Origin of the sequence: Euzebyella marina (assembly GCF_003687485.1) — a bacterium.
Lineage (GTDB): Bacteria > Bacteroidota > Bacteroidia > Flavobacteriales > Flavobacteriaceae > Euzebyella > Euzebyella marina.
The window spans coordinates 1712535-1736885 of the sequence record NZ_CP032050.1 but is presented as its reverse complement, the minus strand read 5'-3'; the positions used below and the strand labels follow the sequence as shown (position 1 = coordinate 1736885).

Annotated in this window: 15 protein-coding genes; 6 read left to right on the top strand and 9 right to left on the bottom strand. The window is 43.5% G+C overall.

Going from position 1 to position 24351, the window contains the following annotated elements; translation table 11 throughout:
• Positions 1–2: 2 nt before the first annotated feature.
• Together pyrR and rpsA are read right to left on the bottom strand one after the other, a co-directional pair.
• The gene (pyrR, locus tag D1013_RS07125) at positions 3–542 is read right to left on the bottom strand and encodes a bifunctional pyr operon transcriptional regulator/uracil phosphoribosyltransferase PyrR (protein ID WP_121848203.1); all 540 of its coding nucleotides are present in this window, start codon (positions 540–542) and stop codon (positions 3–5) included.
• A 192-nt stretch (positions 543–734) separates the two neighbouring features.
• The gene (gene rpsA / locus D1013_RS07120) at positions 735–2567 is read right to left on the bottom strand and encodes a 30S ribosomal protein S1 (RefSeq protein WP_121848202.1); all 1833 of its coding nucleotides are present in this window, start codon (positions 2565–2567) and stop codon (positions 735–737) included.
• A gap of 263 nt (positions 2568–2830) precedes the next feature.
• Between rpsA and D1013_RS07115 the strand changes: the two genes are divergently transcribed.
• Positions 2831–3211: a LysM peptidoglycan-binding domain-containing protein gene (locus tag D1013_RS07115; RefSeq protein ID WP_121848201.1), complete on the top strand. Its 381-nt coding sequence runs from the start codon at positions 2831–2833 to the stop codon at positions 3209–3211.
• 47 nt (positions 3212–3258) lie between these two features.
• Here D1013_RS07115 and cmk read toward each other — a convergent pair whose 3' ends face one another.
• Positions 3259–3954 carry a (d)CMP kinase gene (gene cmk, locus D1013_RS07110; protein ID WP_121848200.1) on the bottom strand — a complete coding sequence of 232 codons (696 nt, stop codon included), beginning with the start codon at positions 3952–3954 and terminating at the stop codon, positions 3259–3261.
• The gene (gene lon, locus D1013_RS07105) at positions 3954–6404 is read right to left on the bottom strand and encodes an endopeptidase La (protein ID WP_121850646.1); all 2451 of its coding nucleotides are present in this window, start codon (positions 6402–6404) and stop codon (positions 3954–3956) included. Before lon ends, cmk begins: the two co-directional genes overlap by 1 nt.
• Positions 6405–6637: 233 nt before the next feature.
• On the opposite strand from lon, the gene D1013_RS07100 reads away from it, so the two are divergent.
• From D1013_RS07100 to D1013_RS07085, 4 genes are read left to right on the top strand one after another with little or no spacing between them, the layout of a single operon-like run.
• Complete coding sequence (locus tag D1013_RS07100) at positions 6638–7192, top strand: RNA polymerase sigma factor (RefSeq protein WP_121848199.1); 555 nt, start codon at positions 6638–6640, stop codon at positions 7190–7192.
• A 1-nt stretch (position 7193) separates the two neighbouring features.
• Complete coding sequence (locus D1013_RS07095; RefSeq protein ID WP_121848198.1) at positions 7194–7751, top strand: hypothetical protein; 558 nt, start codon at positions 7194–7196, stop codon at positions 7749–7751.
• On the top strand, positions 7729–8823 hold the full coding sequence (locus D1013_RS07090) for a hypothetical protein (RefSeq protein ID WP_121848197.1): 1095 nt from the start codon (positions 7729–7731) through the stop codon (positions 8821–8823). The genes D1013_RS07095 and D1013_RS07090 overlap by 23 nt, the downstream gene beginning before the upstream one ends.
• A 39-nt stretch (positions 8824–8862) precedes the next feature.
• The gene (locus tag D1013_RS07085; protein ID WP_121848196.1) at positions 8863–9588 is read left to right on the top strand and encodes a head GIN domain-containing protein; all 726 of its coding nucleotides are present in this window, start codon (positions 8863–8865) and stop codon (positions 9586–9588) included.
• 80 nt (positions 9589–9668) lie between these two features.
• Here the strand turns inward: D1013_RS07085 and D1013_RS07080 are convergent, their stop codons facing one another.
• The 5 genes from D1013_RS07080 to glgB form a co-directional block, all read right to left on the bottom strand.
• Positions 9669–16625, bottom strand: coding sequence for an Ig-like domain-containing protein (locus D1013_RS07080; protein WP_121848195.1), 6957 nt, complete (start codon positions 16623–16625; stop codon positions 9669–9671).
• 255 nt (positions 16626–16880) lie between these two features.
• On the bottom strand, positions 16881–18212 hold the full coding sequence (locus tag D1013_RS07075; protein WP_121848194.1) for an MFS transporter: 1332 nt from the start codon (positions 18210–18212) through the stop codon (positions 16881–16883).
• 61 nt (positions 18213–18273) lie between these two features.
• Entirely contained in the window at positions 18274–19083 is an 810-nt protein-coding gene (locus tag D1013_RS07070; protein ID WP_121848193.1) for a M48 family metallopeptidase, read from the bottom strand.
• 36 nt (positions 19084–19119) lie between these two features.
• Positions 19120–21519, bottom strand: coding sequence for a glycoside hydrolase family 31 protein (locus D1013_RS07065; protein ID WP_121848192.1), 2400 nt, complete (start codon positions 21517–21519; stop codon positions 19120–19122).
• A 98-nt stretch (positions 21520–21617) separates the two neighbouring features.
• On the bottom strand, positions 21618–23516 hold the full coding sequence (gene glgB, locus D1013_RS07060) for a 1,4-alpha-glucan branching protein GlgB (protein ID WP_121848191.1): 1899 nt from the start codon (positions 23514–23516) through the stop codon (positions 21618–21620).
• Positions 23517–23809: 293 nt separating this feature from the next.
• Between glgB and D1013_RS07055 the strand changes: the two genes are divergently transcribed.
• A complete protein-coding gene (locus tag D1013_RS07055) occupies positions 23810–24346 on the top strand; it encodes a collagen-like protein (RefSeq protein ID WP_121848190.1) in 537 nt (178 codons plus the stop codon).
• The last annotated feature ends 5 nt before the right edge of the window (positions 24347–24351 follow it).

The following is a 24351-nucleotide window of genomic DNA, read 5'->3' as shown; positions in this document are numbered from 1 at the left end:
TATTATTTATTTATAAGATATATAACATCTTCACCTTCATTTTCTTTCCAGTGAACCTTTACCTTTTCGTTATTTATGGCATCAACTTGTCGCCCACGGTAATTGGGCTGAATCGGTAGATGTCGGCTAAATCTTCTATCTATTAGCGTTAAAAGCTCAATTTCAGAAGGCCTGCCAAAAGACTGTATGGCAGTCAAAGCAGCCCTTATACTCCTACCGGTATAAAGAACATCATCAATAAAAACCACTTTTTTATCCTCGACCAAAAAGTCAATTTTTGTCTTATTGGCCTCTAAAGGTTTATCCCCCCTTCTAAAATCATCTCTGTAAAATGTAATATCGAGAAAGCCTAAATCAATATGCTTGACCCCATACTCTTCTTTCAAAAGTTTAGTCAAACGGTCGGCCAAAAAAATACCTCTCGGCTGAATGCCAATTAACACAGTTTCTTTAAAATCGAGATGGTTTTCTAGAAGTTGACAGGCCAAACGGTGTAGTATGATGTTGATTTCCTTTGCGGAAAGAAGTACTTTTTGACTCATACTGCCCTATTGGTTTAGCTCAACAAAAATAGGGAATATTACTTAAAACCGATAATGTTTGTCAATTTGTAAAAAAGGAACCATTTAACTGTTTCGTTGCATGACAATTACGGAAGATATTCACAATACACCCATCAATAAAAAAGCCCTGCCGAATAAACGACAGGGCTTTTGAATTTATAAAATCGAAACTTATTTCTTACCAGCTTCCATTTTGTCTTTCAAAGCTTGAAGTGCCTCATTTGCATCACCTAAGGTAGGCTTAGATTCTTCAGCAGCAGCGGCAGCTTTTTTCTGTGCAGCTTTGATGTTACGTTGCTCTTCTTCACGGAAAATCGCTGTATGACTAGCAACCACTCGTTTGAAGTCTTTGTTGAACTCAATGATTCTGAATTCGGCCTCTTCACCTTTACCAAGTTTAGAACCATCTTCTTTCTCCATATGACGTTGCGGTACAAAAGCCGTAATGTCTTCGTTGAATTCAATAGTAGCACCTTTATCGACTACATCGGTAATGGCTGCTTTATGAACTGTTCCTTCAGCGAATTCCTTTTCGTATTTATCCCAAGGATTTTCGGTAGTCTGTTTGTGACCTAAGCTCAACTTACGTCCTTCAACATCCAATTCAAGAACTTCAACTTCCATTGTATCACCAACACTCACAAATTCTGATGGGTGCTTGATTTTCTTAGTCCATGAAAGATCAGAGATATAGATCAAACCGTCGATACCTTCTTCCATTTCTACGAACACTCCGAAATTGGTGAAGTTTCTAACGATACCTTTATGTCTAGAACCTACAGGGTACTTAGAAGTAATATCAGTCCATGGGTCTGGAGTCAATTGCTTGATACCAAGAGACATCTTACGATCTTCTCTATCCAAGGTCAATACTACAGCCTCAACTTCGTCACCAACGTTAACGAAATCTTGTGCAGAGCGTAAATGGGTAGACCAAGACATTTCAGAAACGTGAATCAAACCTTCTACACCTTCAACTACTTCGATAAACGCACCGTAGTCAGCAATAACAACTACTTTACCTTTAACTTTATCGCCAATTTTGATTTCGTCGCTAAGAGCATCCCACGGATGTTTCTCCAATTGCTTCATACCCAATTGGATTCGAGACTTGTTCTCATCGAAGTCAAGAATAACAACGTTGATTTTCTGATCAAGCTCAACAACCTCGTTCGGATGGTTGATACGGCTCCAAGAAAGGTCGGTAATGTGTACCAAACCGTCAACACCTCCTAAATCAACAAAGACACCGTAAGAAGTAATGTTCTTAACAACACCCTCTAATACTTGGCCTTTCTCTAACTGGCTAATGATTTCTTTCTTCTGCTCTTCGATATCGGCCTCGATAAGGGCTTTATGCGAAACAACTACGTTCTTGAATTCATGGTTGATCTTAACCACTTTGAACTCCATAGTCTTGCCAACATATTGATCGTAATCGCGAATTGGCTTCACATCGATTTGAGAACCTGGCAAGAACGCCTCGATGCCGAATACATCTACGATCATACCACCTTTGGTTCTACACTTAACAAAACCGCTAACGATTTCTTCTTTGTCATGGGCAGCGTTTACACGATCCCAAGCCATGATAGTTCTTGCCTTTCTGTGAGAAAGTACCAATTGACCACTCTTGTCTTCACGAATGTCAATTAACACTTCAACTTTATCTCCCACCTTCAAATCAGGATTATACCTGAATTCGTTCAATGAGATAACACCTTCAGATTTGGCGTTAATATCAATAATTGCCTCACGGTCGGTCAAATAAACCACCTTACCTTCAACTACTTCTTCATCGGCAGTGTCTACGAAGTTTTCGGCTACCAACTTTTCGAACTCCTCCAATTTGGAATCATCTACTCTCTCAATACCCTCTTCATACTTCTCCCAATCAAAATTCTCCAAAAATTCTTGAGGATCTTGTTGTGGCACTTCCTTTTTCGCTTCTTGTTGTGCTGCGGCAGTTTCTTCTACCTCAACTGTGTTTTTTTCTTCAGCCATGTGCTGATTAAAATTTGTATTCTACGAATTCACAAGAGTTAAACAATTATCGCAGAAGATGTTATAAGTTTATCTTTTCGCTTTCCTTTTCCTCTTGATTTCTTTGTAAAAAAGGTGTGCAAAAATACACCTTTAAACTGACTTAACCAACCTTATTTTTAAGTGGTTGCAGAAAAACTCGGAAAATTCATGTTTTTGACCGAGCATAGGCCAAATATCGCTATCTTGAACACAGAATATTAACCATTAAAAAATTGAACATCATGAGCGTAAAAGCAAAATACCAACCTGTTTTAGACCTAGGTGAGAAACTGGGAGTTAAAAATGGCGATGTATGGGAAGAAAGCGGCATTTTAAAAGTAAAGGGAGAGGCAGGCACCCAGTATGAGAAAAATTTGCTTTGGGATAAAATAAAGGAAATCGGTGGGGAAAACCCAAGTGATATTAAGGCTAACATTACTGTGGGCGACACATCTGTTTATGCGAGACACACTGTAAAAAGTGGAGAATCGCTTAGTAAAATCGCCAAAAAGTATTACGGTGACCCAATGAAATACAAGCAGATATTCGCTGCGAATACCAATATTCTTAAAAACCCTGATGTTATTCATCCTGATCAAGAATTGGTCATTCCGAATCTATAACATTCTGGGAATAACACATAAAAAGGCCTTCATATGAAGGCCTTTTTTCATTGTACTTTTTCAAGACATCGCAGTGCTATACTATGTAATCGCTCAAATTGCTCTTGCAGTCCCATATCACTGTTATCAAATTCTATGGCATCATCAGCTTTTCGCAGCGGCGAAAACTCTCTATTGGAATCTATAAAGTCTCTTTTTTGAACATTCTCAAGAACCTCTTCATATGAAACATTATCGCCCCTATCAAGCAGTTCTTTATATCTACGGGTAGCCCTCGCTTGAGTTGAAGCGGTCATAAAAACCTTTAGTTCCGCGTCGGGAAACACTACCGTACCTATATCGCGGCCATCCATAACAATGCCCTTTTCCTTTCCCATTGCTTTTTGAAGCTCTACCAGTTTATGGCGCACCTGCTCCAACTCTGCAACCCTACTGACAAATCTAGAAACTTGCAAGGTTCTAATTTCGTTTTCTACATTTTCGCCGTTCAAATAGATTTCAGAGAAACCCAACTCTTCATTTGGAACAAAATTTAACCGGATGGTCGGTAAAAGCTTAACTAAAGCACCCAAATTATCTTTACCCTCGGCAATGAAACCGTTACGCATGGCAAACAAGGTTACCGCTCTGTACATAGCACCAGTGTCTATGTATTTATAGTTTAAGGCTTTGGCCAACTGTTTAGCAAGCGTACTTTTTCCTGTTGAGGAGAAACCATCGATTGCAATTGCTATTTTTTGCATTAAAGGGATTTCGCGTTCTTGACTTTTTGACTAGTAATCGCAATATCGATTACTTCGTGCATATCGGTTACGTAATGAAATTTTAGACCCTTAAGATACTCCTTTTTTATTTCAAGAATATCTTTCTCGTTATCCTTACAAAGAATAATTTCTTTAATTCTTGCTCTTTTGGCAGCCAATATTTTTTCTTTGATACCACCCACAGGAAGCACTTTACCGCGTAAAGTAATCTCACCTGTCATGGCTAGGCTTTTCTTTACTTTCCTCTGCGTGAACAACGAAACCAATGACGTAAGCATAGTTATACCAGCACTTGGCCCGTCTTTTGGTGTAGCCCCTTCCGGTACGTGAATATGAACATTATATTTTTCAAAAACTCCAAAATCGATACCAAACCTATCGGCATTTGATTTTATATATTCCAAGGCAATGGTAGCGGACTCTTTCATCACCTTACCGAGATTACCGGTAACATTCAGTGCTCCCTTACCTTTCGATAAAATGGATTCGATGAAGAGAATATCACCTCCAACACTCGTCCATGCCAAACCTGTTACCACCCCGGCAACATCGTTATTTTCGTACTTATCCCTCTCCAAACGGGCTGGCCCCAGCACTTTTTCAACAATCTCATTGGAAACTTTCACTTCATACTCTTCCTCGGTCGCTATATTGGTAGCGGCATAGCGCACCATTTTGGCGATTTGCTTTTCAAGACTACGAACCCCAGATTCACGGGTATATCCCTCTACAATCTTTTCAAGTTGCGGTTTACCTATTTTTAAATCTTTGGCCGAAAGACCATGCTCTTTTAATTGCTTCGGCAACAAATGTCTTTTGGCTATTTCTACCTTTTCCTCAATGGTGTAACCCGTGACATTTATAATTTCCATACGGTCTCTAAGCGCAGGCTGAATTGTACTTAAATTATTGGCAGTGGCTATGAACATTACTTTTGAGAGGTCATATCCCATCTCCAAGAAATTATCATAAAACTCACTGTTCTGTTCTGGGTCTAGAACTTCCAACATGGCCGAAGAAGGATCCCCTTGATGACTGCTAGACAGTTTGTCAATTTCGTCGAGTATAAATACAGGGTTTGAGGTTCCCGCCTTTTTAATACTCTGTACAATTCTACCGGGCATCGCCCCAATGTAGGTTTTTCGATGTCCTCGTATTTCTGCCTCATCCCTTAAACCGCCGAGTGACATGCGCACATACTCCCTTCCTAGAGCCTCAGCCACAGACTTGCCCAATGAAGTTTTACCCACGCCAGGAGGCCCGTAAAGACAAAGTATCGGAGACTTCATATCGTTTCTCAACTTCAGGACTGCCAAATATTCTATGATTCTTTTTTTGACATCTTCAAGTCCGTAATGATCTCTGTCAAGAATTCTTTGTGCCCTTTTTAGATCAAACTTATCTTTTGAGAAATCGTTCCATGGCAAGTCAAGAAAAAGGTCTAAATAATTTCTTTGGATGGAATACTCGGCCACCTGCGGATTCATTCGCTGCATTTTGGCCAACTCTTTTTCAAAGTGCTCGCCCACCTTTTTGCTCCACTTCTTTTTCTTGGCCTTCTCGCGCATTTCCAACAACTCGTCATCATGAGACACACCACCCAACTCTTCTTGAATGGTCTTCATCTGTTGGTGCAAGAAGTATTCTCTTTGTTGCTGATCTAAATCATTTCTGACCTTTGACTGTATATCATTCTTCAGCTCTAATTTTTGGAGCTCAAGGTTCATATATTTCAACGTGGCCAGAGCCCTATCTTTTAGACTATTAATCTCTAAAAGCTCTTGTTTCTCCTTTACATCTAAATTAAGGTTTGAAGAAACAAAGTTGATCAGAAAAGAATTGCTCTGAATATTTTTGATGGCAAAGGAAGCCTCACTTGGTATATTCGGATTATCGCGAATGATTTTTAAAGCAAGCTCTTTAATCGATTCTATAATGGCCAAAAACTCTTGGCTCTGCTGATCTTCCCTATTTTCGGTCACCTCTCTAACCGTAGCGGTCATATATGGCTTTTCGGTCAGTACTTCGGCAATCTCGAATCTCTTTTTCCCTTGTAGTATCACCGTGGTATTACCATCGGGCATTTTAAGAACTCTCAATATTCTGGCTACTGTGCCCAAAACGTTCACATCGCCTGGGGTAGGATTTTCGGTTGCCTCATCTTTCTGTGAAACCACACCGATGACTTTCGAACCGTTATTAGCGTCTTTTATTAAATTGATTGAGGTATCGCGCCCAGCAGTAATGGGTATCACTACCCCAGGAAACAAAACCGTATTTCTCAATGGAAGAATAGGCAATGTTTCAGGCAAAACCTCATTGTTCATTTCCTCTTCATCCTCGGGTGTCAACAAGGGTATTAATTCAGCATCTTCATCGATACCGTGTAACGACATATTGTCAAAATTTGAAAATTTAGAATCTCCCATAATATCATTTCCAGTCATTCTGTCATTATCTGAACAGAAATCCTAATTTATTCAATTGTTTATAAACGTTGAAAAGCCCCGTGTAGATTAATAATCGCATTATCGGGGGCTTTATTGCTTACCAGTTAAGACAATTGTTATGCCAATCATGAAAAACCGTATTCATTACTTTTTTTCGAACAAACTGTAACAAAAGTTATCTTCATACATCTTTACTACAAACCATCCACTTTTTGAGCCACAAAAGGGAACATATTGATGTTTTATTAAAATGGTGCCTGCAAGGCAAACAAAGCGCCCAAATAGAGGTCTACAACCGCTATTATAAAGCTATGTACAATACATCGCTAAGAATAGTCAAGAAGACCGATGAAGCTGAAGACATTATGCAAGAATCGTTTTTAAACGCGTTTACGAAGCTGCATACTTTCAAAGGTGAAGTCGCATTCGGCGCTTGGTTAAAGCGAATTGTAATCAACAACAGTATCTACCACTACAAAAAGCAATTAAAAAAGAACGAAGTTGCAATTGAAGATGTGATGTACAGGGTCGAAGATAATGATGAAGTTAATTTCGATTCACATGGCGTAACTGAACTTAAGGCTCAAAAAGTGATGGAGACCATGAACAAATTGAAAGACAATTACAGAATTTCTTTGACCTTACATCTTATCGAAGGTTATGATTATGAAGAAATAAGTAAGATTATGAACATTAGCTATGCTAATTGCCGCACTACTATTTCTAGGGCCAAAGAAAGCTTAAGAAACAAACTGATTTGTGCTTGATATGAAAAAAGATGAAATAGACGAACTTTTCGCTCGGTTAGAAGGTCAATTTGATGATCAAGAGCCTTTTGGTGAACATCAAAGTCGATTTATCGAAAAACTGAATTCAAGAGCAGGTACGGTACCATTCGATCGACCAAAAAATAATTGGTGGAAACCCATTGGTATAGCAGCCTCTTTGTTATTGGTCGGTACCTTATCGGTTCTATTTTTCAGTACCGACCCGAGCGTAGAAGAGAAAGTGGCCGAAATTTCACCTGAAGTCTCTCAAACGGAATTTTACTTTGCCAATCTAATTGAGCAGCAGACCAACGAGCTTAAAGACTTGAGTTCGCCCGAGACCAAAAAACTAGTAGATGATGCGCTCTCCCAATTGACAAAGCTCGAAAGAGACCATAAGAAGCTTACACAAGACCTTATAAATGGGGGTGATAGCAAACTAATTCTTAGTGCCATGATCACTAATTTTCAAACCAGAATAGATTTATTGCAAGATGTTCTCGATAAAATTGAAAACATTAAAAATTCAAAAGATTATGAAAAGAATACTACCATATAAGTTTTTGACATTGCTCCTACTCTTGGCTCCTGTCCTCATTTCTGCCAATAATGGAGATTTTAGGGGAAAACATACCAAAGAAAAAACCATTAAAAAGGAATTCGACGTCAATTCTGATGTGTTGTTACGTGTAAATAACAGCTATGGAAACCTAAACCTTACCTCTTGGAATGAAAACAAGATTATCATTGAGGTACATATCAAGACCAACGGAAATAATGAAGAAAGGGTCATTCAAAAGCTCAATGAAATCGATGTGAATTTTGAGGCCAGCCGTAACGAGGTATCGGCGAAGACGAACTTCAACAATGATAATAGTAGTTGGGGATGGAACTGGGGAAAAAAGAACAATGTTAATATGCAAGTCGATTACACCATTAAATTACCCATCAAAAGCAATATTAACTTAGATAACGACTACGGAAGTATCATACTTGATAGGGTCGATGGACATGCCAAAATCAATTGTGATTACGGTAGGTTAGATATTGGGGAACTAAGAGGTAGACAAAATCAATTGAATTTTGATTACACCTCAAACTCAAGTTTTGGCTATGTCAATAGTGCTAAAATTTCAGCGGATTATTCCGGGTTTAAAATCGAAAAAGCGGGTGATTTGGTCATTAATGCCGATTATACCAATTCAGAAATAGAAAGCATGCAAAACCTTGAATACTCCAGTGATTACGGAAAAATTCAAGTAGGCGAGGCCAATAATATTTACGGCCGCGGAGATTACATCAATGTTCAGATCGGTACCGTACACGGCAATCTAGATATTACTGCAGATTATGGTTCTTTAAAAATTGACCAAATGGCAGAAGACGCCGGCAACCTATTAATAAAAACAGATTATACGGGGGTCAAGATTGGGTATCATCCACAATACGCATTCAATTTCGAAATACGAACTTCATATGCAGGAGTTAGTGGCAAAGATGATTTTGACATTCAAATTAGCGAAGAAAAGAACAACAGCAAATATTACAAAGGTCATTATGGATCAGTATCTAACGGTAAAAATGTTTCCGTTACCAGTGATTACGGTGGCATTACATTCTTTAAAAACTAATTATCAACCTCTGTCTTAGACAGAAAAACATCAATCATCATGAAAAAAGCAACATTATTAATTTTATTAGTATCAGTAACCATTTCTTGTTCGGCGCAATGGGGCCGTGTAGTTAAAGGAGATGGAAATGTGACCACCGAAAACAGAAACCTACAAGACTATGATGCCCTATCGGTATCGGGCTGGTTCGATATCGACCTTGTCAATGGCAAAGAAGGCGAACTCACAATTAAAGGCGATCAAAACTTATTGAAACACATCATTACAGAGGTAAACAATGGTAAATTGGCGATTCGTGCTGAAAAAGGAATGAATTTAAAACCTTCTAAAAACAGCAATGGAATAAGAATAACCGTTCCGGTAGAAAGTATAGACGCTGTAAGTCTCTCGGGATCGGGCGATATCGTAGGTAAAAAGACAATCAAGACCAACAACTTTAAAACGGCTATGTCAGGATCGGGCGATATCACTTTAGATCTAGAGGCTAACTCGATAACCGCTGCCATGTCAGGGTCAGGTGACATCACTCTTAGCGGCTCGACAAGCAGCTTTGAGGCAACTATTTCCGGGTCTGGTGACATTAAAGCCTATGATTTGGAAGCTGAACACGTAGAAGCGACCATTTCGGGCTCTGCCGATATCAAGATTACCGCCAAAGAATCATTAAAAGCTAGAGTTTCAGGTTCAGGAGATATCAGCTACAGAGGTAACCCTAAAAAAGTTGATACAAAGACTTCTGGCTCGGGTGATATTTCTCGAGGATAATTTATAACATCAAAAAGCGAAAATCAGTCAACTAAGAAAGCCTCCTTAAACGGAGGCTTTTTTAATAGATAAGATTTTAACTATTCTTTTAAAAATTTTCCATATAAAGTATTGTTTTCTAAATCCGATAACACTATTATATAGACACCTTTACTCAGGCCACTGACATCTATCTTAAATTCATTATTAGATCCTATTTGTCGTATTACCAATCTATTGCTTTCATCGTAAATTCCTAACACACATTCTTTAGTATTTTCTGGAATAACGATAGTGATAAAATCTGATGCAGGATTCGGAAATATCTTAAATTCATCGTTTACAGGGTTTAAGATATTGGTATCTTTCTTCTTAGAAGTAGAAATACTCTTATTAGTATTAGTCGTTACAACCTCATAAACTGAAATTAGAGAACTATATGTATATCCTCCGTCATCACTTGTACCAGTTATATTTACATTTCCTGGAGAATGTGCCGTAACCAAACCCAAGGTGTCTACACTGGCCACTAAAGAATCTCTGCTAGACCAGTGGACCTTATCGTTTGTAGCATTATTTGGCGCTATGGTTGCTAATACTTGAAGTGTATTTCCCACTATAAGTTCAGCAGTATCGGGATTTAAATAAATGCCTGAGACAGGTATAATACTGTCAGCTACAATTATTTCGGAGGAAGAAGTGTATCCACCATCGTCCGTAGTCGCAGTGACTACCGCTTGTCCCGGCAAAAGAGCAGTAGCCATACCAAGGCTATCTACGTTAACTACCAAAGAATCACTACTTGACCAAATCACTTTGTCATTTGTAGGATTAGTAGGGGTTAGTGTGGTTATCATTTGTAGGCTTTCTCCCTCAACTAATTCATACCTATCTGGACTAATAAGAATGCCTGAAACCCGTATTTGAGAGTCCTCCACCGTAACCTCGGCGCTGGCCGTGTGCCCGCCGTCCGAGGTGGTCGCCGTAACGGTCGCAACGCCCACCGAGACACCGGTGACCAGACCGTCGGGGCCGACAGTGGCGACGCCCTCGTCGGAACTCGACCAGGACACCCCGGGGTCCGTGGCATCCGAAGGGGCGACGGAAGCCGAAAGCGACAGCGCCGAGCCGACGGTCAGGTTCGCCAAGGAAGGGGACACCGAAACACCGGTCACGGCCACCGACGGAAGCTCGGCGAAATACGCGCAGTGAAGGACCTCCGAGGGACCCTCCCCATCGCCGTCGCTAGGACGACGCCAGCCGACCGTCAGATGGTCCCCGCCGTTCCCCTCGTTCATCAGCGCCTCCATATAGTACAGGCCGCCGGCCTCCAGTTCGACCGGCAAAGACCGCTGGGTCGCGTAGCGGCCCCACTCGCGGTAACGGGACCAGTCGTCGTGGTACGCGATGCGCTCCGCCCCCGAGGCGTCAGGGCCGGTGCCAAGGATAAGCTCAACGCCGTTGTCCCCCGAGACCCAGAAACGGTAGGTGCCCGTCTCGGGCGCACGCAGAAGACCCCGCACCCGCACTCCGTAGTCGTCCCCGGAATCCACCGGGATGTCGAACTCGTCCAGGTCCGCCGAAAAGGAGGGGGAGCCGGGAAAGGAAGGGTGCGAGCGAAGGCCGGAAACCGACCAGCCGGAAACCCCTTCGTACCTCTCCATCACTATGCGCCCGACACAGTCATCGACCGTCACCTCGGCGCTGGCCGTGTGCCCGCCGTCCGAGGTGGTCGCCGTAACGGTCGCAACGCCCACCGAGACACCGGTGACCAGACCGTCGGGGCCGACAGTGGCGACGCCCTCGTCGGAACTCGACCAGGAAACCCCGGGGTCCGTGGCATCCGAAGGGGCGACGGAAGCCGAAAGCGACAGCGCCGAGCCGACGGTCAGGTTCGCCAAGGAAGGGGACACCGAAACACCGGTCACGGCCACCGACGGAAGCTCGGCGAAATACGCGCAGTGAAGGACCTCCGAGGGACCCTCCCCATCGCCGTCGCTAGGACGACGCCAGCCGACCGTCAGATGGTCCCCGCCGTTCCCCTCGTTCATCAGCGCCTCCATATAGTACAGGCCGCCGGCCTCCAGTTCGACCGGCAAAGACCGCTGGGTCGCGTAGCGGCCCCACTCGCGGTAACGGGACCAGTCGTCGTGGTACGCGATGCGCTCCGCCCCCGAGGCGTCAGGGCCGGTGCCAAGGATAAGCTCAACGCCGTTGTCCCCCGAGACCCAGAAACGGTAGGTGCCCGTCTCGGGCGCACGCAGAAGACCCCGCACCCGCACTCCGTAGTCGTCCCCGGAATCCACCGGGATGTCGAACTCGTCCAGGTCCGCCGAAAAGGAGGGGGAGCCGGGAAAGGAAGGGTGCGAGCGAAGGCCGGAAACCGACCAGCCGGAAACCCCTTCGTACCTCTCCATCACTATGCGCCCGACACAGTCATCGACCGTCACCTCGGCGCTGGCCGTGTGCCCGCCGTCCGAGGTGGTCGCCGTAACGGTCGCAACGCCCACCGAGACACCGGTGACCAGACCGTCGGGGCCGACAGTGGCGACGCCCTCGTCGGAACTCGACCAGGAAACCCCGGGGTCCGTGGCATCCGAAGGGGCGACGGAAGCCGAAAGCGACAGCGCCGAGCCGACGGTCAGGTTCGCCAAGGAAGGGGACACCGAAACACCGGTCACGGCCACCGACGGAAGCTCGGCGAAATACGCGCAGTGAAGGACCTCCGAGGGACCCTCCCCATCGCCGTCGCTAGGACGACGCCAGCCGACCGTCAGATGGTCCCCGCCGTTCCCCTCGTTCATCAGCGCCTCCATATAGTACAGGCCGCCGGCCTCCAGTTCGACCGGCAAAGACCGCTGGGTCGCGTAGCGGCCCCACTCGCGGTAACGGGACCAGTCGTCGTGGTACGCGATGCGCTCCGCCCCCGAGGCGTCAGGGCCGGTGCCAAGGATAAGCTCAACGCCGTTGTCCCCCGAGACCCAGAAACGGTAGGTGCCCGTCTCGGGCGCACGCAGAAGACCCCGCACCCGCACTCCGTAGTCGTCCCCGGAATCCACCGGGATGTCGAACTCGTCCAGGTCCGCCGAAAAGGAGGGGGAGCCGGGAAAGGAAGGGTGCGAGCGAAGGCCGGAAACCGACCAGCCGGAAACCCCTTCGTACCTCTCCATCACTATGCGCCCGACACAGTCATCGACCGTCACCTCGGCGCTGGCCGTGTGCCCGCCGTCCGAGGTGGTCGCCGTAACGGTCGCAACGCCCACCGAGACACCGGTGACCAGACCGTCGGGGCCGACAGTGGCGACGCCCTCGTCGGAACTCGACCAGGAAACCCCGGGGTCCGTGGCATCCGAAGGGGCGACGGAAGCCGAAAGCGACAGCGCCGAGCCGACGGTCAGGTTCGCCAAGGAAGGGGACACCGAAACACCGGTCACGGCCACCGACGGAAGCTCGGCGAAATACGCGCAGTGAAGGACCTCCGAGGGACCCTCCCCATCGCCGTCGCTAGGACGACGCCAGCCGACCGTCAGATGGTCCCCGCCGTTCCCCTCGTTCATCAGCGCCTCCATATAGTACAGGCCGCCGGCCTCCAGTTCGACCGGCAAAGACCGCTGGGTCGCGTAGCGGCCCCACTCGCGGTAACGGGACCAGTCGTCGTGGTACGCGATGCGCTCCGCCCCCGAGGCGTCAGGGCCGGTGCCAAGGATAAGCTCAACGCCGTTGTCCCCCGAGACCCAGAAACGGTAGGTGCCCGTCTCGGGCGCACGCAGAAGACCCCGCACCCGCACTCCGTAGTCGTCCCCGGAATCCACCGGGATGTCGAACTCGTCCAGGTCCGCCGAAAAGGAGGGGGAGCCGGGAAAGGAAGGGTGCGAGCGAAGGCCGGAAACCGACCAGCCGGAAACCCCTTCGTACCTCTCCATCACTATGCGCCCGACACAGTCATCGACCGTCACCTCGGCGCTGGCCGTGTGCCCGCCGTCCGAGGTGGTCGCCGTAACGGTCGCAACGCCCACCGAGACACCGGTGACCAGACCGTCGGGGCCGACAGTGGCGACGCCCTCGTCGGAACTCGACCAGGAAACCCCGGGGTCCGTGGCATCCGAAGGGGCGACGGAAGCCGAAAGCGACAGCGCCGAGCCGACCTCCAATATTAAAGAATCTTTTTCCATAGATATTCCTGTAACCGGAACAGTCGTTTCTGATACAAACTCTTCAAAAACAGTACATGGTATAACTTCTTTTGGCTCAACGCCATCGCCGTCGCTAGGACGACGCCAGCCGACCGTCAGATGGTCCCCGCCGTTCCCCTCGTTCATCAACGCCTCCATATAGTACAGGCCGCCGGCCTCCAGTTCGACCGGTAACGACCGCTGGGTCGCGTAGCGGCCCCACTCGCGGTAACGGGACCAGTCGTCGTGGTACGCGATGCGCTCCGCCCCCGAGGCGTCAGGGCCGGTGCCAAGGATAAGCTCAACGCCGTTGTCCCCCGAGACCCAGAAACGGTACGTGCCCGTCTCGGGCGCCCGCAGAAGACCACGCACCCGCACTCCGTAGTCGTCCCCGGAATCCACCGGGATGTCGAACTCGTAAAGACTCAAAGTATCACTGGGAATGTCAGGAAAACCAGGGTGATTTTTCAAATCTGCAATTGAAGTTCCTTCTACATTGTCATATCTCTCCATTACAATACTTTTGGGACAAGGATCTTGCAATTTTTGAATCCAAGTCTCCAAAAGCCTAACAGCCTCTTCATCAATCTTGTTTTTACCAATAGGAGGCATCTGAAGAGACTTGTTCGTAGTTTGCACACGGTGATATAAAATCGAGGAACCAGAATTACCAGGTTCTAAAATTTTTTCATCTGGAAGCCCAAGACTTTCTACAGGTGCGGCATTCAAAATACCAGTTTGTATAAGATTATTAGTTAATCTTAAATCGAATTCACCCCTATTACCAGTACCTGGTCTATGACAATAAGCACAATTCAAATCCAGATAAGACCTTGCCTTTTCTTCAATTGTTGCGGTTGAATCTTTGATGGATTTTGAAGTCAATAAAGTTGGAACATCTATGTCTTCTATGTTTTGATCTATAATCCCCAAATGACTAAACGTAACCAACTGGTTCGCTGTCCTACCCGTTTTATCATACGTATAATCCTTATTTAGAAACCTAGTTCTTGGGCCTAAGGTTCCATCAGATACTGTGTTATGACAACTTATACAATCACCAATATCAGGATAGCTCCAAATCTGAAAGTCACTACTTCCATCAGACTTTTGAACAAGAATACTTTCTTCTAATCCCTCAGTTAAAAGTACCGCATCGGTCTGTGATTCATTCCATTTATATGTTAGAAAATAAAACTGATTATCTTCTCCTTTTACGGAAAATCGAGTTTCTAATCTTTTTCTCTTAGTAGGGTCATTATGATCAATTGGTAATTCGAAATGCTTTATTAAAACTGAACCAACTGGAAACTTCCAAAGGTCATTTTCAGAATAGACAATTTTCTCATTTACACTGTTATAGTCCCCATCGTTGGGAACTGCCATCCATCTCTTCTTAATTGCCCCATCAGACCAAAATGATTCTACCAAATCATAAGGTATTAAACCTTCGGTTGGTTCAAGTGTTTCCAAATCTTTAAATGCCCCTGTTTTGGAAAGAGAATCTGGAATCGTATTGTAGGGGTTATTTACCGAAGTTATCTTGTAAAGATTAGATATACCCTGTTTTAACAAATAAATTTCTCCCTCTGAATCTTCTCCAAAAGATATGATATCTGTTGATGCAAAATTTCCTAATTGAGTAAAGTTTCCATTCTCTATGTTAACTGACCATATCTCTTCTCCAATACCGTAATCTGCGCAAATATACTTACCATATAAATCTGGTATTTGATTACCTCGGTATACGAAGCCACCAATAACAGAATTCGCTTCAGATCTTGGAAAGGTCGTTAAAGGTCTTGTATGCGGCATCGAATCAAGAAGCTGAGGCACGCAAGAAGTATTTTTTACAAGGCCTTCATAAACAGGCCATCCGTAATTTTTACCTTTTTCGATTACATTAATTTCCTCATGCAGAGCACCCCCAATTTCCCCTACATATAGAACACCAGTTTCTCTGTCCATCGTCATCCGATGGGGATTACGATGCCCTAAACTATAATATTCTTCAAAATTCTTGCCGTCTGGACTTAAGAATGGATTGTCATTAGGTATCCAATAATCATTACCGCTAATTTCATCCTGAAAACCGGCATGGGAAGGCATTTTCCTAATAGCTGGATGACTTCTTAAAGTATCTTTATCGACATCTATTCTCAAAACACCTCCATCGACATTATTGCTAATATCTTGTGCTTTTACCCATGCTGATTGATCACCGGTAGAGAGATACAAAAAGCCATCAGCACCGAATAACAGTCCACCGCCTCGATGCGTGGTTCCATACATTCTTCTTTTTAATAGAACCTGTTCTGATGATTTGTCAACCTCAAAAGTTTCGGGGTTTAAATCATATCTTGAAAGAATTAGGTAATTACCCCAATACTGATCATTTGTACACCACTGACCAGAATGATAATCTGGGTAATCCTCTCCATTTGCATCCTCGGTCGTGTAATAAACGTAAAAATAATTCTTCCCCTGAGATCCAAACTCTGGGTGTAAGGCAAGACCTAAAAATCCTCCATCCCAAACTACACCAACCTCATCAGATAAATCAAGAAGAGTATTTTTTTGAATAACTGACTCCTCTTTATCAAACCAAAAAATTTTACCGTCTCTCTGCCCTACAATTATCCGATTGGACGCGGCATCTTCATTAAAAGTAAGGGGAGAATCAAAAGTTAAATTGGAAAATACTGGCTCATAACTCAAATCATATCTTACCCGTGACGGAAAATTATGATTGAGATACAAATCAATAGCCTCTGCCTCGTCTAAGCCTGATCCAGAATAATAATAGGGAATGGCACTTATAAACAATAATCCAAAAAGTAAGCAATAAACCTTCTTCGTCTTTTTAAAGAAATCACAATACCCCATCCCCCCTTTTTCAAATGAATTACAAATGAAAAGTAATCACTCTAATGACAGGGGGATTATCGATAAACGACCATCTAATCGGTCCAACTACCAACTTATATAAACAAATGTTAAATCGCTAAAATACAGAGCGATAATTAAGAATCTGTCGAATGTATACATCTTATATTGCCAGTAAATAATTGAAAAGAATTAATACGATTAAATAACACTATTTAACCTACAAGAAAGTTCAAAATTACTTATCGTTTTAGACTAAGAGTTGACAGGTCTATTTTTAACCCTGGTCAAAAGCAACAAACCGACCAAAAAGAAAATACCGAAAAAAATAATGGACCCACGGATGCTACCAGTTACTTGGGCAACGTAGCCGTAGCAGACCATACCCAGCACTATCCCTATTTTCTCCGAGACATCGTAAAAGCTAAAATAAGAGGTTGTATCGACCGCATCATCGGGCAATAGCTTAGAATAAGTCGAGCGAGAAAGTGCCTGAATACCGCCCATAACCAAGCCAACAAAGGCAGCGGTTATATAGAATTCATTAGGTGTGGTTATAAAATAAGCGAATACACAAATGATGATCCAGATAAGGTTGAGCACCATCAAAACGCTAATATTCCCAAACCTTTCTGAACTTTTTGAGGTCAAATACGCCCCAAAAATGGCAACTATCTGTATTAATAAAATACTCACAATAAGCCCTGTGGTAGAGTCGGTTTTTCCCCAATCAAGCTCTTCAATACCAAAGTAAGTGGCCACCAACATAATGGTCTGAACGGCCATACTATAAACAAAGAAAGCACCCAAATATCGCTTCAGAGGCACATTGATCTTGATTTTTTTCCAAATCGATTTCAGCTCTTTGAATCCGTTGAAGAGTAAATCTTTGGTAAACGATTCCTTTTTATTTCCTTTTGGCAGGTGAAAGTAGGTGTACTGGCTAAAACCTATCCACCAAATTCCCGTAAGAACAAATGAAAGTCTGGTAGGCAAACCCTCATCTTGAAATCCAAAGGCTTCGTACTTTAATATCATCATCAGGCAGATAATCAATAGAATTACGCTCCCTATATATCCTAAAGCGTAGCCCTTCGCACTTACCGCATCTTGCTGATCGTTAAAAGCGATATCAGGTAGGTACGAGTTGTAAAAAACAATACTTCCCCAAAAACCTATCAAAGCTAAGAAGTAACACAATAGACCGAACCAAAGAAAATCCATATTAAACCAAATAAGGCCAATGCAGGACAAGGAGCCCAAGTAACAGAAAAATTTCATGAAAATTTTCTTGTTGCCCACGTAGTCGGCGATACCGCTTAATAAGGGGCTCAAAAAAGAAACCGCCAAAAAAGCGGCAGCGGTAACATAGCTAATCAAAGTATCATTATTGAACTCAATACCTAAAAAGGAAACTTGGTCGCTAATGACGTTGTCATTTTCATCTTTCACCAAGGTAAGCGCTCCGTAAAAAATTGGAAAAATGGCCGATGATACCACCAAATTGTAAACGGAATTGGCCCAATCATAGAATGCCCAAGCATTCAAAAGTTTTTTGCTTCCTTTCGGAGCTATTGTTTTACCCATAATTGCATAAAAAAACCGTTCCTTTTGAGAACGGTCTTAAATATACATGTTTTGAGCAGAATCATTCAAACGAAGTAACACCAAATTTCTTGGCCTCGGCCCTTGCCATTGGTGCCCACTCTGTTAAATTGTTGATTCTTGTATCGTTAGATGGATGCGTACTTAAAAATTCTGGTGGGGCCTGACCGCCGCTGTTCGCTTTCATGCGTTTCCAAAGCTCTGCTGCCTCTGCGGGATCGTAACCGGCAATTGCCATAATCTGAAGACCTATTCTATCGGCTTCGGTCTCATGGCCCCTACTAAAGGGAAGCATGACACCCACTTGAGAACCAACACCATACGCTTGGTTGAAGATGTTACGTTTTTGTGGGTCTTGAATTGCCACATTACCGGCGACTGCACCGATTTGCTGCAAAGTTCCAGCACTCATTCTTTGCGCACCATGATCGGCCAAAGCATGCGCTACCTCATGACCCATCACCACGGCCACGCCCGTTTCTGACTCCGCAATCGGTAGAATTCCTGTATAAAAGACAATTTTACCACCTGGCATACACCATGCGTTCACCGTTTCATCTTTTACCAAGTTATATTCCCATTTATAGTCTTTAAGGTAACCAGAATACCCGTTAGCGGTCAACCAACGTTCAGCGGCCGAAGAAATTCGCTGCCCTACCTTGGTAATCATACGGGCTTCAGAAGTATTCTTTACTACATTATTCTCCGTCAGAAACTGGTCATATTGGGCAAAAGCCATGGGGAAAATCTGACTGTTAGGATAAAAATTAAGTACTTTTTTTCCTGTAAAAGGGTTCGTCTTACATGCTGCAACCCCTAAAAAGACAGCCAGAACCAATAGTATCTTTTTCATATCAGTAATGTTTATTTTCGCAATGGTACAAAAAAATCATTTTGACGTTATGCGCAGTTGTGTAAATTCTTTGCTCAGTTGCATGGTTCGATTGTTCTTCAACTTTACTTCGCTTACACCCACCTTTTCATTATCAATCTCAATTTTTCCTATTTCAAAAGGAAGCCCATGAAAGTTAATTACAAATGAACTATAACTGGTTTCAAAACCTCCGTCTTTGAACTGGTGAATAATCAATTCATCATCTTTACCGAGCAACTTAAAGTTTCTTAAACTGAACTTTCCATTTTCATAATCATAGCCGTCTGCGGCATCTTCGTAAACCGTTGAGCTTTCATCACCGATCTTAAAATACACCTCCAAGACTAGTTGCTCAATCTCTTTTTCGCCGACATATTGGTGAATGGGGTATTTTGGGATTATCGCCCCTTCCTTCACGAATAGCGGCATGGTATCCAATTCTGCGGCCACCCATTTCTCTTTACCTCCTTCAATAACCTCATCATCCCAATAACTATACCAATTTCCTCTAGGTATGTACATGCGCCTACCTTGGGCATTGGGTTCTTGCACCGGGCAAACGAGAATTTGCTCCCCAAAAATGAACTCATCGGTTCTAAAATGCGTCTGCATATCTTCTTGGTCAAAACAGACTATAGGTTGTATCATGGGTTTACCTTCCCTAACATATCTCCAGAACATGGTATATAAGTAAGGAAGTAGCTGATAACGAAGTTCAATAAATTTCTTCACGATTTGAGTAATCTCGGCCCCAAAAGACCAAGGTTCTTGATCACCATGGTCACCGCTCGAATGTACCCTACAAAAGGGATGGAATACCCCTAATTGAATCCATCTAGCAAAAAGCTCACCACTGGGCTGCTCGGCGAAACCTCCAATATCGGAGCCTACAAAAGAATAACCGCTCATACACATACGCTGTACCTGTACATTGGCAATCCATAGGTGCTCCCAGGTGGCGACATTATCGCCCGTCCAAGTCGAGGAGAATCTTTGAGTACCCGCGTATGCGGCCCTAGTGATCACCATTGGCCTTTTCGGGTATACATACTTTTTGACACCATCATAGGTAGCACGAACCATTTGCATGCCGTAAACGTTGTGCGCTTTTCGATGACTACAAGGGTAGCCGTCATAGTCATGTCGCGTATCAAGAGGTGCCGTCTTGGTCGGTACTTCCATGACCGCCGGCTCGTTCATATCGTTCCAAACGGCATGCACACCAATATCGGCCATAAATTCTTTGTAGAGCTCGGCCCACCATTCCCTCACTTCAGGATTGGTAAAGTCAGGAAAATGGCATTCGCCCGGCCAAACCTTGCCCTTCATATAGGGGCCATCGGCGCGCTTACAGAAATAGTCATTTTCCATCGCTTCTTGATAGACCCAATAATCTTTATCTATTTTGATGCCCGGGTCAATCATGGCAACGGTCTTAAAGCCGTCCTCGCTCAATTCTTTTATCATGCGCTTAGGCTCAGGAAAGCGCTCTTTATCCCAAGTGAAACAGCGAAAACCATCCATGTAATCAATATCCAAATAAATGGCATCGCAGGGTATTTGTAAATCCCTGAACTGTTTCGCAATATCTTTTACGTTGCTCTCTGGGAAATAGCTCCATTTCGATTGATGGTAACCTAAAGCCCAAAGAGGTGGTAATTCGGGCACACCTGTTAAGTTCGAATAAGCCCTCACCACTTTGTACATCTCAGGACCGTAGAAGAAATAATAGTTCATTTCTCCCCCATCGGCCCAAAAGCTCGTTGTTGTTCTACGCTCATGCGCAAAATCAAACTGGGTACGAAAGCTGTTATCGAAAAAAATACCGTAGGCCTGACCGCTGTGAAGACCTATATAAAAGGGTATGGCTTTATATAAAGGGTCTTGATCCTTACCAAACGCGTATTGATCCATTACCCAATTGTTCAACCTCTTACCTTTAAGGTTGCTATGGCTTGCCTTATCGCCCATACCATAAAAACTCTCCGTTGGCTGGGTGATTTTGCTCATTTTGACGGTGTTACCACCGTAATCGTAGTTTTCTTCCCAATGAAAACCCAGTTCATCTTCGTTGATAATATTTCCGTTAAGATCGGAAATCTGATTTCGCAAGGTATTCTTATCGACCAAAATCTGAAGTTTGGCCGTTTCTATGATATATTCGGTATTGGTCTCCAAGATTTCAAGATGGTTATACCCTCTCTTGGCATCTGGATCAACGGCGTATGAAAAATCAGGTTGAAAATTATTCTCGGTGGCATATCTGAACCTTACGGTTCGGTCTTGAATAACCGTTATCTCAAGAATAACCCCATTTTCGGAAGTGAAATAAAATTTATCCTTATCCCTAACATAATCTACTACTCGATTCGGATAAAGGTTACCCTTGTACTCTAATTCTGTGTTGGTTATCATCCGGCAAGTTTTAAAACCCTACAAAAAAAAGACTTTAGGGCCTAATTACGAAATCATTCATGTGCAATCGGTTGTTAAAACGGTAAATCGGCCGTTTTTCACTGAAATACCACTATACTGAGTGGCGGAATAGTAAGTTCTACCGATTGCTCGCGCCCGTGCCAAGGCTTTTTCTTAATGGTAGAAATCTTGCTTTTCATACCGGAACCGGAATATTTGCTATCATCGCTATTCAGAAGAACCTTGAACTTACCCGATGGTTTTTCAACACCGATGCAGTACTTTTCACGGGGCACAGGAGTGAAATTACAAGCCACGTAAATATCGTTCTCAGATTCGTGCCCCTTTCTTATATAGGCCAACACCGAATTTTGGTGGTCGCCATAATCTATCCACCTAAAACCATCAGGACTGAACTGTTTCTCAAAAAGGGCTGGACTCGATTTGTAGAGGGTGTTCAGGTCTTTGATAAACTGTTGAACCCCTGAGTGTACATCATATTGGGTCAAGTGCCAATCTAAACTCTGTTGAAAATTCCATTCATTGGTCTGACCAAATTCCCCTCCCATAAAAATCAGATTGGTACCCGGGTGGGTAAACATATAACCGAACATCAAGCGTAAATTGGCAAAACGCTGCCATTCATCGCCGGGCATGCGATATACCAAAGAATTCTTACCATAAACCACCTCATCATGAGATAACGGAAGCATAAAGTTTTCACTAAAAGCATAGGTCATGCTAAAGGTCAAATCGTTTTGATGATGCTTGCGATAAACAGGTTCTTTCTTAAAGTATTCCAAGGTATCGTGCATCCACCCCATCATCCATTTCATACCAAAACCAAGACCGCCGTACATCACCGGTTTTGAGACCCCGGTAAAAGCTGTCGATTCTTCAGCTATGGTCTGTACATCAGGAAAAGTGCCATAAACGGTCTCATTAAATTCCCTTATAAAAGAGAGAGCCTCTAAGTTCTCGTTATTACCATACATGTTGGGCTCCCATTCGCCATCTTCACGAGAATAATCGAGGTAAAGCATTGAAGCCACGGCATCGACCCGCAAGCCATCAACATGAAACTGATCCAACCAAAAAATGGCGTTACTGATCAAGAAGGCACGTACCTCACTTCTACCATAATTGAATATTAAACTCTTCCAATCTGGGTGGTAACCACGTCTTCTATCAGGATGTTCATATAGATGAGACCCATCGAAAAACCCTAGGCCATGGGCGTCTTCAGGAAAATGCGATGGCACCCAATCTAAAATGACACCTATACCGGCCTTATGCATTTTATCTACCAAAAGTTTGAACCCTTCAGGTTCACCAAAACGGGAAGTTGGTGCGAAATATCCGGTCAATTGATACCCCCATGATGGGTCATACGGGTATTCCATTATCGGCATAAACTCAATGTGGGTAAAACCCATTTCTTTGACGTAAGCGACCAAATCATCCGATAATTCTTCGTAGGTCAAGAATTTACCTTCTTTATTTCGCTTCCAAGAGCCTAAATGAACTTCGTAAACCGAAAAAGGTGTGTCCAACGAATTTTTAGACTTTCTCGTTTCCATCCATTCGTTATCGCCCCAATCGTAATTCTTTTTCCAAATAATGGATGCTGTGCGAGGCGGTTGTTCACAATACCGCGCAAAAGGATCGGCCTTCTCGGTCACGGCACCATGGTTGTTTGAGTATATTTTGTACTTGTAGATTTCACCTTCACCCACTCCAGGAATAAAACCTTCCCAAATACCGCTTGAATCCCATCTTACATTTAATTGGTGCATATGGCCATCCCATCCATTAAAGTTGCCCACAACGGAAACCGACCGCGCCGAAGGAGCCCAAACAGCGAAATATGTTCCTTTAACACCATTAAGTTCCATCGGGTGAGAACCCAATTTTTCATAAAGGCGGAAATGCTTACCAGACTTAAAAAGATCAATATCAAAATCGGAGAACAGACTGAAGACAGTTACATGTGGCATAATCAAATGGAGGTTTTCTAATAATATTAGTAAATCTAACAACTTTATTAAAAAGTATGTCGAACTTTAAACCGAAGTTCACCTATTTACAACAAGTGCACACTTAGTTTTCGCCAAGATAACTTTTTTGTTTCTTTTTCATCACTATCATTCTGTTTCGAAATCCTTTTTTGAGAAAGTTTTTGGAACAAGGGTTCAAAAAGGACAAGAAAGTGTTTTTGTAAGCACGATGAAATTTTGGAACACTTTTTGAAACTAAATTCGCAATTGAATAATTCGCTAAAATTTAAAAAATGAAAAAAGCTACAATCATACTCGGGTCTTTACTATCACTTTTTATTGTTTCTTGTGAAGGACCTGAAGGACCTCCGGGCCGCGATGGTCTTGACGGGCTCGACGGAGCCGCATTTGAAGCGGCAGCCTTTGAAATAGATGTCGACCTCAGTTTTAACTCGGGTGCCAATAGATATGAATTCTTCACCGAATACCCTTCTGACATACAGTTAATTCAAGATGATGTTATCTTGGTCTATCGTCTAGAAGAGGTTACTGACGGACTTGATGTTTGGCGTCAATTGCCGCAACCTTTTTTCAGTGATGAAGGTTTGCTCTATTATAATTTCGATTTTACGGTTGGTGATTATACCATTCTTTTAGAACCAGAATTTGATGCTAATCTTGTTCCTGCGGATTTGACGAACAATCAAATTTTTAGAATTGTAGTGGTTCCAGGAGATTTGGGAACAGCGGTTAATTTAGATGAAGCCAATCTCAATTCGGTAATGAGTGCTTTAGGTGTTGAAGAAACAGATGTGAAAAAAATTCACTAAATACT

Bases quoted from the DNA above. Each gene is read 5' to 3' on its own strand.
- pyrR (WP_121848203.1), bottom strand. From the start codon at position 542: ATGAGTCAAAAAGTACTTCTTTCCGCAAAGGAAATCAACATCATACTA.
- rpsA (WP_121848202.1), bottom strand. From the start codon at position 2,567: ATGGCTGAAGAAAAAAACACAGTTGAGGTAGAAGAAACTGCCGCAGCA.
- D1013_RS07115 (WP_121848201.1), top strand. From the start codon at position 2,831: ATGAGCGTAAAAGCAAAATACCAACCTGTTTTAGACCTAGGTGAGAAA.
- cmk (WP_121848200.1), bottom strand. From the start codon at position 3,954: ATGCAAAAAATAGCAATTGCAATCGATGGTTTCTCCTCAACAGGAAAA.
- lon (WP_121850646.1), bottom strand. From the start codon at position 6,404: ATGGGAGATTCTAAATTTTCAAATTTTGACAATATGTCGTTACACGGT.
- D1013_RS07095 (WP_121848198.1), top strand. From the start codon at position 7,194: ATGAAAAAAGATGAAATAGACGAACTTTTCGCTCGGTTAGAAGGTCAA.
- D1013_RS07090 (WP_121848197.1), top strand. From the start codon at position 7,729: ATGAAAAGAATACTACCATATAAGTTTTTGACATTGCTCCTACTCTTG.
- D1013_RS07085 (WP_121848196.1), top strand. From the start codon at position 8,863: ATGAAAAAAGCAACATTATTAATTTTATTAGTATCAGTAACCATTTCT.
- D1013_RS07080 (WP_121848195.1), bottom strand. From the start codon at position 16,625: ATGGGGTATTGTGATTTCTTTAAAAAGACGAAGAAGGTTTATTGCTTA.
- D1013_RS07075 (WP_121848194.1), bottom strand. From the start codon at position 18,212: ATGGGTAAAACAATAGCTCCGAAAGGAAGCAAAAAACTTTTGAATGCT.
- D1013_RS07070 (WP_121848193.1), bottom strand. From the start codon at position 19,083: ATGAAAAAGATACTATTGGTTCTGGCTGTCTTTTTAGGGGTTGCAGCA.
- D1013_RS07065 (WP_121848192.1), bottom strand. From the start codon at position 21,519: ATGATAACCAACACAGAATTAGAGTACAAGGGTAACCTTTATCCGAAT.
- glgB (WP_121848191.1), bottom strand. From the start codon at position 23,516: ATGCCACATGTAACTGTCTTCAGTCTGTTCTCCGATTTTGATATTGAT.
- D1013_RS07055 (WP_121848190.1), top strand. From the start codon at position 23,810: ATGAAAAAAGCTACAATCATACTCGGGTCTTTACTATCACTTTTTATT.